Annotated in this window: 8 protein-coding genes; 2 read left to right on the forward strand and 6 right to left on the reverse strand. The window is 36.6% G+C overall.

The genetic code is table 11. From position 1 onward, the window contains the following. Positions 1 to 498 precede the first annotated feature (498 nt). The 3 genes from ACQKNX_RS17005 to ACQKNX_RS17015 all read right to left on the reverse strand — a co-directional run bounded on the left by ACQKNX_RS17005 (position 499) and on the right by ACQKNX_RS17015 (position 5,021). Positions 499 to 2,331, reverse strand: a complete 1,833-nt coding sequence (locus tag ACQKNX_RS17005; RefSeq protein ID WP_427429897.1) for an ABC transporter ATP-binding protein — start codon at positions 2,329 to 2,331, stop codon at positions 499 to 501. Then, positions 2,331 to 4,052, reverse strand: coding sequence for an ABC transporter ATP-binding protein (locus ACQKNX_RS17010; protein ID WP_427429898.1), 1,722 nt, complete (start codon positions 4,050 to 4,052; stop codon positions 2,331 to 2,333). Before ACQKNX_RS17010 ends, ACQKNX_RS17005 begins: the two co-directional genes overlap by 1 nt. 75 nt (positions 4,053 to 4,127) lie before the next feature. Next, complete coding sequence (locus ACQKNX_RS17015) at positions 4,128 to 5,021, reverse strand: DMT family transporter (RefSeq protein ID WP_427429899.1); 894 nt, start codon at positions 5,019 to 5,021, stop codon at positions 4,128 to 4,130. Positions 5,022 to 5,207: 186 nt separating this feature from the next. Between ACQKNX_RS17015 and ACQKNX_RS17020 the strand changes: the two genes are divergently transcribed. Beyond that, entirely contained in the window at positions 5,208 to 7,229 is a 2,022-nt protein-coding gene (locus ACQKNX_RS17020) for a sensor domain-containing protein (protein WP_427429900.1), read from the forward strand. Between the two features lie 91 nt (positions 7,230 to 7,320). On the opposite strand, the gene ACQKNX_RS17025 is transcribed toward ACQKNX_RS17020, so the two are convergent. Both ACQKNX_RS17025 and ACQKNX_RS17030 read right to left on the reverse strand, forming a co-directional pair. Further along, positions 7,321 to 7,788: a threonine/serine exporter family protein gene (locus ACQKNX_RS17025; protein WP_401019409.1), complete on the reverse strand. Its 468-nt coding sequence runs from the start codon at positions 7,786 to 7,788 to the stop codon at positions 7,321 to 7,323. A gap of 12 nt (positions 7,789 to 7,800) precedes the next feature. Then, on the reverse strand, positions 7,801 to 8,553 hold the full coding sequence (locus ACQKNX_RS17030) for a threonine/serine ThrE exporter family protein (RefSeq protein WP_340821135.1): 753 nt from the start codon (positions 8,551 to 8,553) through the stop codon (positions 7,801 to 7,803). A gap of 371 nt (positions 8,554 to 8,924) precedes the next feature. Between ACQKNX_RS17030 and ACQKNX_RS17035 the strand changes: the two genes are divergently transcribed. Next, positions 8,925 to 10,331: a polysaccharide deacetylase family protein gene (locus ACQKNX_RS17035; protein ID WP_427429901.1), complete on the forward strand. Its 1,407-nt coding sequence runs from the start codon at positions 8,925 to 8,927 to the stop codon at positions 10,329 to 10,331. A gap of 180 nt (positions 10,332 to 10,511) precedes the next feature. Here the strand turns inward: ACQKNX_RS17035 and ACQKNX_RS17040 are convergent, their stop codons facing one another. After that, positions 10,512 to 12,611 carry a beta-propeller domain-containing protein gene (locus ACQKNX_RS17040; RefSeq protein ID WP_427429902.1) on the reverse strand — a complete coding sequence of 700 codons (2,100 nt, stop codon included), beginning with the start codon at positions 12,609 to 12,611 and terminating at the stop codon, positions 10,512 to 10,514. Between the last annotated feature and the right edge of the window lie 31 nt (positions 12,612 to 12,642).

The following is a 12,642-nucleotide window of genomic DNA, read 5'->3' on the forward strand; positions in this document are numbered from 1 at the left end:
GCAACAAATTATAATACCCTTTTCTAATAATCAGCAATTTTACTTCAAATACAGAAAAAACAGAAGGATTTATACTACTATTGTACTTCAAAGTAAATGAAATTTACTAGAAGGCGTTAGTTATAAATTATTATATAGGATGCCTTATAAGAAATTAAATAATTATACTTACTGTAATTATTATAACATTTATTCAAATAAATTACATTATTAAAAAACTGAATGACTATATTGAATAATCATGTACTGTTACTATTGGCAGGATGCCTCCCATTGTAAAAAAGAGCGATTTCATAAAAGAAATCACTCTACACTGTAGATTAACACATAGAGCTAGATGCTACCGATACATCCTGATGGTTACCGGCGATTAGGGGACTTTTACTGGCGATCTCCCCTACTTTACCGGCGATTCATAAGCTTATATCGGCGATACCCTTAATTTACAGGTAAACCGCCTTCGCTATGATTAATCTCTCTTGTTTAAGATTCTTCACACTACTCATCTAAATGATGTGTTGAGGAATTTAGCATTTGGGCATAAATCCCACCAGACTCAATTAACTCATGCTGTAATCCAGCTTCAACTAGCTCGCCCTTTTGCATAACTAAAATAACATCCGCATTGTGTACAGTGTTCAACCGATGTGCAATTACAAAACTTGTTCGTCCTTGCATAAGCCTATCGAGCGCCTCTTGGATTGCTAATTCTGTTACTGTGTCAATGCTACTTGTTGCTTCATCAAGCAATAAAATTTTCGGATTAGCAATTAGTGCACGCGCAATGGATAGTAATTGCTTTTGTCCTTGGGAAATCTCACGTCCATCTGCCGTAAGAACGGTGTCATAACCATCCTTTAGTTTCATAATAAAATCATGGGCATTAGCAAGCTGCGCTGCTTCGACAATTTCATCATCACTAGCATCTAAACGACCATAACGAATATTCTCCATTACTGTTGTTTCGAATAAAAATGGATCCTGTAACACAAAGGCCATTTGTGTGCGAAGTGCCTCCCGGTCAATATGCTGTACATTTACACCATCGAATAATACATCGCCCTTTGTCACCTCATAAAACCTAGCAATCAACTGTAGAATAGTTGTTTTTCCAGCACCAGTTGCACCTACCAATGCAACAGTATGCCCAGGCTCAATCGTAAAATTAATATCTTTTAATGTGTAGGATTCCTGTGCATCATCATACTTAAAAAACACATGTTGAAATGTTACCTGTCCTAATAATGTATGTTTTTTTGCAGCAGGCATTTCCTTTTCAGGCTGTTCGTCAAGTAAAGAAAATACACGTTCAGCTCCTGCTATAGCTGATAATACCGTATTAAACTGATTTGCCAAATCATTTAATGGTCGTGTAAATTGGCGAGCATATTCTGTAAAAATAACAATTACCCCAATTGACACGTGACCGTATAGTGCTAGCACTCCACCAATACCTGCAACAATTGTAAAGCTCATATTATTTAAAAAGTTCATGACTTTCGGTATATAACCCGAGTATGTCTGTGCCCAAAAGCCTGTATTTTTCAACCGTAAACTTTTGTCGCGAAATTCTGCCTTTACACGTTCTTCCTGTGAAAAGGCTTTAACAATTCGCTGCCCTGATATCGTTTCTTCGATCATGCCGTTAAGCGCTCCTATGGCTGCTTGTTGTTCCTTAAATAACGGAGCCGTTCGACGGGTAATCCAGCGCATCGCCCAAAACATAATTGGAATAATTGTCATTGTTAAGATCGTTAACAACGGACTCAAGCTCAGCATAATGATGATTGTGCCGCCAAGCGTTAATACACTCGAAAATACTTGTATAAAAGAGCTATTCAAAGTCGAGCTTACTGCTTCTATATCATTTGTCATTCGACTCATTAATTCGCCATGTTGGCGTCTATCAAAATACGAAATCGGTAGCTTTTGAAAATGAGCAAAGACACTTGTGCGCAGTCGATAAATCGTTTGTTGGGCAATCCCTATCATCCAAAAGTTTTGTAAAAATAAAGCGATCGCTAAAAGTAAATAAATACCGACAAGCAACATCACTTTACTGCCTAACCCTTTAAGCTCACCATGCATCACATATATATCTATTATTTTACCTATTAAATATGGTCCTAGAAGTGCCAAAATCGAGCTGGCCATTACGAGTAACAGTACGACAATTAATAGCATACGTTGTTCATCGACAATCTTCCATAAACGCCAAAGTGTACTTTTCCAATCTGCTGCACGTGGACCTTTCTTTTTCTTTACGACCTGCTTTACATCGTCCTTCGATATAATCGGCTCATAGCCAAAAGGTTTTTGGAAAAATCCCATTATTCCACCTCCTGTTGGGAGATTGCGATTTTTTTATACAGTTCAGAAGTTTGCAGAAGCTCTTCGTGTGAACCATATCCGACCACTTCGCCTGCATCAATTAACAAAATATGATCTGCACCTTTAGCCGTCCGAATTTTTTGTGTGACAACGAGCATCGTTGCTCTCTCTTCACTGAGCGCATCCCATAGTGCCTGTTCTGTTTTAACATCAAGTGCACTTGTACTATCGTCAAGCATTAATATATGTCCTTTTCTTAATAGCGCTCTAGCAATAGACAATCTTTGTTTTTGACCACCTGATAAATTAACGCCCTTTTGCCCTACACGGGTATCATATCCACTTGGGAAATCTTCTACAGATGCGTGGATTTGTGCCTGCATTGTTGCATTAAGCACTTCGTCCATTTCGGCTTCTGTATCGCCCCACCGAACATTGTCAGCAATACTCCCTGTAAATAATAAGGATTGCTGCGGTACATAACCTATAATGTCACGTAGCTCTTGTAGATCCCATTGCTGCACATCTTTTCCTTCTACAAAGATCTGCCCTTTCGACACATCATAAAAGCGTGGAATAAGCTGCAGTAATGTCGATTTACCAGCTCCTGTAGCCCCCATGATTGCTAATTTCTCACCCGACTTCACTTGAAAAGTGACGTTAGACAATACAGCAGTTTCTGTACCTGGATAGTGGAAGCTTACATTTTCAAATGCTAATTCGCCTAATTTCAAGTCGCTAAATGCACCTTCTTTAGATGACGAAGTAATTTCTACTTCATTGTCAGCAGCAAGCACCTCTGTCATACGTTCTGCTGAGGCTTTTGCACGTGCATAAAAAATAATAATAAAAGCAAACATTGAAAATGAACCTGTCATACGCATTGCATAATTGACGATAGCTACAATATCACCAAGCGGTGTCGTTCCTGCAGCAACTTGCTTTGTACCGAACCAAAGTACTGCCAATAAACTCATGTTCATTACAAACAATAATACAGGCATAATATACTCCATCGTACGCAGAGCTTTAACCGTATCCACCTTTAATCGTGAAGCAACCTGCTCAAAGCGCGAAGCCTCATACGCCCCACGTAAATAAGCCTTCACAAGACGCATCGCTTGCAAATTTTCTTGAAGGACACGATTCAAACGGTCCACACGCTTCTGTACTCGCCCAAAATATGACACACCTTTTGCAACCATAAAAATAAGGAAAACAAAAATGAGCGGTGTACCAATAACTAAAAACAGTGCTAGCTTTGCATTGACAACAAAAGCCATGACAATGCTCCCAACAACAGCAAGTGGTGCGCGGAGCATAATACGAAGGCTCATAAACAGCACTGTTTGAACTTGCGTTACATCATTTGTTAGCCGTGTAATAAGCGAAGCCGTAGAAAATTTTTGATATGTAGCTAATGTAAAGGATTGAATTTTGTCAAACAAAGCATTGCGCAAATCAAAAGAAAAGCTTTGCGCAGTATGTGATGAAAAATAAGAATTGACGACGCCTGATATAAAGGCGATAAAAGATAAAACAAGTAAAATGGCTCCCCATTGAATAATCATGTCATTATTTTGACCACGTACACCATCATCAATAATTTTGGCCATGATAAGTGGCTGAACAAGCTCTACAAATAATTCAATCAACATCAAACATAATGCAAAAATCGCAGTCCACTTATATGGTTTTACATACGAAAAAATTACTTTCAAATTCTCTCCCCCTTATTTGAGAAGAACTATCATTTACACTAAATGTAGTTAAAATCACCTATACAAATAATAATTTTATGCTTTTTCACCTGCAATAGATAGCCACGTTACACATACAAGCATAACGAAAACTCCCACTAATTGCCACGAACCTAGCGATGTGCCAAATACAATTACTGAAATCACCATCGCCGTTAAAGGTTCAATACTAGATAAGATACTCGTCTCTACAGCTGTAATATACTTCATGCTACTTAAAAATAGTATAAATGCTAAAGTACCTGTAAAAATTAACGCCATCATTAACCCAGTAATTTTTAAATCTGCAAAGACAATCCACTGATTTGATTGCCATACACGACTTATTATGCCTAATGTTACACCACCAATTAACATTCCCCATCCTACAACAAGGAGCACATTCCATTCCTTCATAAGACGTGCAGGATATAGCGTGTAAAATGCAAAAGTTAATCCAACCGCTACTCCCCATAATAAGGCTTTATTACTAACTAATAAAGAATCAAATGAAGCATTCGTTAGTAGCAGAAATAATCCTACTAATGTGCCAATAATACCTAACACTTGATATTTAGGTGGCCATTTCTTTAAACTAAGAGAGACATAGGCAACAACAAATATTGGCGCTAAAAATTGAAGTAACGTAGCTAACACAGCATTACTTTCATTTATAGCTCCGACAAAAGCGTATTGCACACCGAGCATCCCTACGATACCAAAGATGATGAGCTGCCTACTCCAAAGCTTTTGTTGCCATATACAAAAAATATTTTTACCCGTTAGCAACAAATATGTAAGTAAGAAAATACCTGCAACTGACAACCGAATTGTCAGCATAAAAGAAACTGTCAATGCTGTATGATTGAGTAACCATTCCATTAATGGTCCAGTTGCCCCCCATAGCATCGCTCCAGAGATAATAAAAAGAATACCTTTTAATCGTTCCATCCAATTCCCGCTTCCTATATACGTACTAAAAATTGTTATTTTTCTTCAAAACTTTTCTTTTATTTCACTAGAAAAGTCCTATCTTTTCAGATTATCAAATATTTACAAATATATTCATAATGACTAATTCCCGATAATTCTCTATAATATTAGTATATATAGATTACCCAAGGAGATCGAATAATCATGAGTCTTAAGCACAAATCATTTACGATAGATGAGCATTATATAAATTCACTTCCTTTTCCTGCAATTGTCATAACACAAAATGGACAAGCAACTATTTCAGGAAAACACGCTGAAGAATTATTTGGTTTTTCAGTCAATGACATTACAGGACATACTACTCCATCCATACATGAAAATCTACTAAGAAATCTTTCAAATGAGACGTTTCAATCGATTTTACAAAATGAAGAAAGTACATATATAGATCAGGTTCAAGTTTGCACCCAAGCGGATGAAGAAATCACTACAGCAATGCTGGCTAAGCCATACTTTGAACAGGGTGAACACCTTATTCTCATTATGTTTATGTTACCAGAGTTAATGATTAATTCGGTTTCAAACAGCACTACTTATGTAGACTTAAAGCAAGGTTTAGACTCTACATTTATGACCGTAACGCTTGATCGTGATGGATTTATTTTAGAATGTAATGCAGAGTTTTTAAAAATTAGCCAATGGACACCAAAGCGTGTTATCGGCAAAACATTCTGGCAATTGTTCCCTGAAAATGAAGTAAGCGAAAAAATTACAAATACGATTTGGCGCAATTTAAATAATGGTCACACATGGCAAGGTGAAATTGAAAAAGTTACGAAAACAGGACAGTCATATTGGGTGCTTCTCACAGCTATCCCAACATTTAATTTAGAAGCTAATGAGCAACAATTTATTTTAATTGAAAAGGATATTACAAAATCTAAGACGATTCAACATCAGCTTGAAAAAATTGCTTACATTGATACAGAAACAGGCTTAATGAATGCACATCGACTAGAAAAAGTAATCTCCAAAATGATCGAGGAAGAAAAACACTTCTCCTTCGTTTATTTGAGTATCGATAAGTTTTACACATTAAAAGAACTACATGATCAACAAATTAACCAAAGTCTTATTATTGAATTTACAAATCGTATCAAAATGTACTTCCAGGACAGTACAATGGCACGTATTAACGAAAATGATTTCGTTGTCATTACACCTTTAAGTGAATGGTTTATCCAAGGCTTCTTATCCTATTTACAACAGCATCCGATTTATAGCAGCAATATTGCAGTTCCTATTTCAATTAGTGGTGGGATTACACGCTTCCCTGAGGATCAAACTACCTTCTCTCAGCTAATGAAAGCTTCTATTGCAACGATTACAAATGTTCGCGAAGCTGGTGGCGACAAAATTGTCTCACTTTCAAAAGCAACACATAAAGCTTTAAATCGTAAAGCATTAATTGAAAAACGTCTACTACAGGCACTTGATCAGAAAAACCTAAAAGTACTTTATCAACCACAAGTTGATGTATACACGGGTAAAATTACAGCTGTAGAGGCACTAGTTCGTTGGGAAGATGAAGTAATTGGCGTAGTTTCACCAGATGAGCTCATTCCAATTGCTGAGGAAACAGGGCTTATTAACAATATTGGCTCGTTCATGCTAGAAAAGGCTTGCGAACAAGCGCTTATCTGGAAGAAAGCCGGTCTCAATTTAAAGGTGGCGGTTAACTCGTCTGTTCGCGAATTCCGGGACAAAAACATGGCCAAGTCAATTCTTGAAATGTTAGCAAAAACAAATTGTCCGGCAAACCTTATTCAAATTGAAATTACAGAGAAATTTGCATTGGAAGCCGAAGCTGCAACCTTTATTACACAACAAATGCGCAAGCTTGAAAACGAGGGCATCGCTTTCGTCTTAGATGATTTCGGTACAGGTTATGGTTCATTCCGCTATATGCAAATTTTACCGATTGATACATTAAAAATTGATAAAACATTTACTAGTTCTTTATTAAAATCCGAAAAATCACAAAAGCTTATGCATGGTATGATACAGTTGGGCAAATCCATGGAACTAAAAGTGGTAGCTGAAGGTGTTGAAACAGCTGAGCAAGCGAATCTGTTAATTACTTATGGCTGCGATACTATTCAAGGATTTCATATAAGCAAACCTATTACACCAGAAGAAATCGAGGCGCTACTTGTAAAATAAAAAACAAGATAAAGAGCTGTTCCTAGGGATATAATCACTTACGGAGCAGCTCTTTTTTTATTGCTTTTCATAATGTAGAGTTACATAGCATTTATTTTCTGTAAGTCCTTTGCAGCTTTGACTTGCTCGAACGTACAGCTCGAAACACAAACTGCATTAATACTTCTGCAAATACTAGACCCATAACAATTGCACCTGTAATTAAAAACGCCTTCAGTCCATACTGCAAGCCTTGTAAATAATCATCCTCCACTACATTTCGCATTGCATTGTAAGCCATCCCCCCTGGTACAAGGGGAATTATTCCCGCTACAATAAAGATAATCATCGGCATTTTAAAACGACGTGCGTATAAATGCGCAACAATTGCTATGATAAATGAGCTAAAAAACGAAGCGTCCACAACATCCATACCGTGCTCTGTTAATAAATAATAAATCATCCAGCCAATTACACCTACAAAACCACAATGGAACAAAGTTTTTCTAGGAACATTAAAAATAATTGCAATTCCGGCCGTTGAAAAAAAGCTCACAATTAATTGTACGAATATATCCATTTTTCCCGCCCCCTAAAATGATAGGATGACGGCAATTGCTGAACCGATAGCAAAAGCTGTTAAAAACGCCTCTGCTCCCTTTGCCATCCCTGACATAAAATGACCTGCCATTAAATCCCTTACCGCGTTGGTGATTAAAATACCTGGTACTAGTGGCATAACAGAGCTAATAATAATTTTATCAATTTCTGTACCATAGTTAAATTTCACCGCAAAAAAAGCAATAGTACCAATAATTAACGAAGCTGTGAACTCCGAGAAAAACTTCACTTTTGTTAAATGGTTCATTAAAATAAGCGTAAGAAACCCTAACCCTCCTGCTATAAATGCTGCAGGGAAATCAGACCATCCGCCCTTAAACATAATTAGAAAACAGCCACTCGCAAGTGCTGCTGAAAATACTTGTATATACATTGGTAAAAAATAATTTGTTTTTTGTATCGTCTTTAGCTCGTCATAAGCGTCTTCTAATGATATTATGTGAGATGTGAGTCTACGAGATACTGAATTTACCATGGATATTTTTTGTAAATCAGTAACCCTACTGGAAATCGAAGTGATTCTCGTCGGCTGTGTCTTGCCTAACGAAAAAATGATACCTGTAGGTGTAGCATAACATTGCGCATCTAGCATATTTTGAGATTGTGCCATACGTAGCATCGTATCTTCAACACGATATGTTTCTGCACCACTTTCAATCATAATTCGCCCTGCAAGTAACAAGCAGTCAATAGTAAATTCATTATCCACTTCATGTGATAGCATTCCAGTTATCTACCTCCTTCAAAAGGTTCCTTGCATATAGTAACGAACTGCAAATAAAAACTCAACCAAAAATCTTCGATATTATCAATTATATTTTGGAATAATTGTATCTGTCGCTAAATGATACAATGCCTTCAGTTCAAAATCCATTTATTAATCGAATTTAATTGAGCTTAAAACTGTAAAATACAGTTTGCAAAGTCGAGTCTTTATAAGTTATTCACGTGGTGGTTATAAAAAACTGTTACATATACTATTTTTTATTATATTTCTATTTAATTATATAAAATATTTGTAGATTTCTATAACTTTTCCAATGTCTCGTACGTCTGATTTTATAGAAGAATAATTATAGAAAGGAGTAACACACATTGATAGAGGAGCGCAGAAAAAGACGCCGCCCAATAATTGATTTATTGTTAATTGGGCTCATTGTTACATTAATATCCATCATCCTTGTTATTATACTCTCTAAGGACGAATTTAAATTTCAAAAAATAAGTGCCTCGAAAGACACAAATAGTGAATCTAATTTATCCACAGAAAACTCTGCGTTTCCTGGCATACGAATTGTATCTGACGTTTCTAACGATAAACGCTCACCTTTTGCCGTTCACTATCCACAAACAGAAAATAAAGTTTTTAACGAGACCGTACTACAATTTATTACGGATGCTAAAGACAACTATCTGTCATCTATGAAAAACAATAAGAATAAAGAGGCTAAGGGTGAGCTTACTATAAATTTAGAGACCTTCCCATTTCACGAGCACCATTATTCATTTGTCCTGACGAAAATGCAGTATTTAGGCGGAGCTAATCATGTCGTTTCAACAACAACATTTTTCTATAATAACGAGACAGGTGAACAAATTAATATACAAACGTTATTACAAAACGATAACAATAACTTATCAACTTTAGCAGCCTATGTTCGCAAAGACTTACAACAAAACCTTCAATTAAAAGAAGTGCTAAATGAAGATGAGCTACTTAAAGTAACGGAGCCAAAGTGGGAAAACTTTAATCGGTTTGCTATTGTCGATGATTCGATTCATTTTTACTTTGACGAATATGAAATTGCAAGTGGATCAGCAGGTGCACCTATAGTGAAGCTTTCACTTTCACTTATCAACCCATTGTTAGCCTCTGAATTCCAAATTGCTATGGAGACAATGGAACCAACTAAACCTCCTGTTTCCCCGGGAGATCCAAATGTTAAACGTATTGCGTTAACATTTGATGACGGTCCACATCCGAAAGTAACAGAGCAAATTTTAAATACGCTCGACAAATACCATGCTAAAGCTACATTCTTTATGCTTGGCAGTCGTGTGAAACACTATCCTGATATCGCCAGAGATGTTCTTGCACGTGGTCATGAAATTGGAAACCATACATGGAACCATCCTGTATTGACAAAAATGCCGTTAGAACAAGTATTAAAAGAATATACATCAACCGCTAATGAAATTGAATTAGCAATTAATCAAGGGGCAACCGTTTTTAGACCACCATATGGTGCGACCAATGATGAAATTAACGAAAAAATACCAGTTCCTGTAGTACTATGGAGTATTGACACATTGGACTGGAAACATCGTAATTCACAATTATTACTAACGTATATTAAAAGTAATTTACACAATAACTCCATCGTTTTAATGCATGATATTCATCAATCAACAGCAGATGGACTCGATGCTGTACTCGCCTATTTACAGGGAGAAGGCTATGAATTTGTTACAGTATCTGAAATTCTTCCTTATCGTCAATAACAAGAATAGAAAAAGTGTTAGATTGACTGAAATCAATCTAACACTTTTTTGCTATGCCACCGATGTCCGTTTTGGTGGTTTCTTCTCGCTTAGAACAGTAAGACGCTCCCCCGCTAACGCGAGGGTTGTTACGTCTTACGTTTTGTTTGTTCGGCGCAGGAGTCACCCCCTTTGCTACCATTAATTGATGTTTAGTGTATCAAGCGGTTTGAAATCTTTTAATTGGTAGCTCTTTACTTCATTGCGTGCAATTGTGTATAAAGTATCCTCTACATAAACTACACGTTGGACGTTTTGCTCCCAATTTTCATATGGCTCCCCCGTGCTTTTATTAATGACATTTCCTTTTAGTACAATGCCCTTCTCCGCTGTAATTTCATAAATTTGTGCACCTTGACCTTGGTATACAACTTCATCGTCCTTCCCTGCCTCATAAAGCACGACTGGGAAGCCGAAGTAATTGTATTCTTTATTGCGGAATAATGCTTTTGGATTGTATTGTACGTCTGAATAAGAGCCTTTCCCACCAATTTTCACTGTAGATTGCTCTTTTGGATTTTTAAAATCTGTAACATCAAATAGCGACATTTTCATATTAGTCGTTACCGTGAAATTACGTTTCGTATAAGTATCAAAACGTTCTTCCGTATCATATCCAATTCCAATTAGGTGTGTATCATCTAATGGATGTAAATAGTTGCTAAACCCTGGGATTTTCAATTCACCTAGCACTGTTGGCTTTCTCGGATTTGCTACATCGATAACAAATAGTGGATCAACTTGTTTAAATGTTACGACATATGCTTTCTCTCCCATAAAGCGTGCTGAATACACTTTTTCCCCTGGCGCTAAATCCTTTACTGCACCAATCTCCTTTAAGCTTTTATCTAAAATAAACAAATGGTTGCGGGAAATATTTTTCTCATCCCACATGTTGCCTTCAGTCGTAACAATGCGGAAGTTCCCCTCATACTCATCCATTGAATATTGGTTTAACACAGAGCCTTTAACTTCACTCGTACCAACAAAATTCATGGCTGTTCCATCTAAGTCCCATTTAAATACTTGTGTATTACTTGATAGAGGCATCCAGATTCTGTCCATGATACCTCCGAATGGAACTGCTTGATTGCCATCATAAATTGGTGTAGTTAAATATAGCGCATCTTCTGACATATAAAGTCCACTACTACCTCCTAAATAACCTTTTGTATTAGCAGAAGTTTTGGCTCCATTTTTTAAATCAATTGCTGTAATTAAACTATACGTGCCATCCATTGTGTTTGGTAAAATTGAAATCTTATCAAGAGGTAAGCTTTTATATTCCTTACTGTCTACACTATCATACATTTTTGGCTTTAAATCTTGCGTTCCTTCCTCTTGAAGAATCCAATAATTCGGATGCATATTGCCGATTAAATACAGCGTATCATTTGTAATTCGCATATCCTGTAAATAGCCCTCTTGAGCAACTTCACGAATAAATTTTGGATTTTTCGGATTTGTAATATCATAAAAAACTGCCGTCGACATGCTTGTGCCTGATTTTTCAACGTAGTCTTCTCCGATTGCAATTAATACATTATCGTATAATGCTAACTTCACAATATATTGAGATTCCTTTTGTTTAATTGTCGTTGCCAGCTTCAAGTTTTTAGGATTATTTGCATCAACAACAGTTATACTTTGATCTTTTATAGCGTAAATAAAACCATCTTTCACAACTACTATATCGCCCTCTTCGACACCTTCTACTTGGTTATTTGTCGTAGAAGAATTATTAGCTGAAGGTGCGCTATCTTTACTGCTTGAGGCACTATCCTCAAGGACGCCCATTTCCGGCTCCCTATTACCATTTGCCATAATGGCTTCAAAATATTGTTGTAATTCTTTTTCAGATTTTACAGGCTCTAGTTTTTCAATAACGGTAAATGCAATATCATGGGATGTCGTCTTAAGCGTACTATAAGCGAATGCTTCTTTATTTACATGTAATCGATAACTACCTGGAGAAATTCCACTAACAATAAGTGATTTTTTATCTTCTCCCAACGTAATTGTTGCTGTTACTTTTTGCCCCGCTTCATCGGTAACATAGACAAATTCATCCGTTATATTTTTTGATTTTAATGCTTGTGTAAAGGATGCTGTCCAACTTTGCGTTGACATAATTGTACTTGTTGCTTTAGCATGCGCTTCTGGGGAAACCATAAATGTGAAGACCCCTGGCAAAACAGTTAAAACGACGATAATCATTATGGCTAGCCATTTACCTCTCATTATTTTCCACTCCTTCATATACTTGTTTTAT

The organism is Lysinibacillus sp. NPDC093712, from assembly GCF_050280025.1.
Lineage (GTDB): Bacteria > Bacillota > Bacilli > Bacillales_A > Planococcaceae > Lysinibacillus.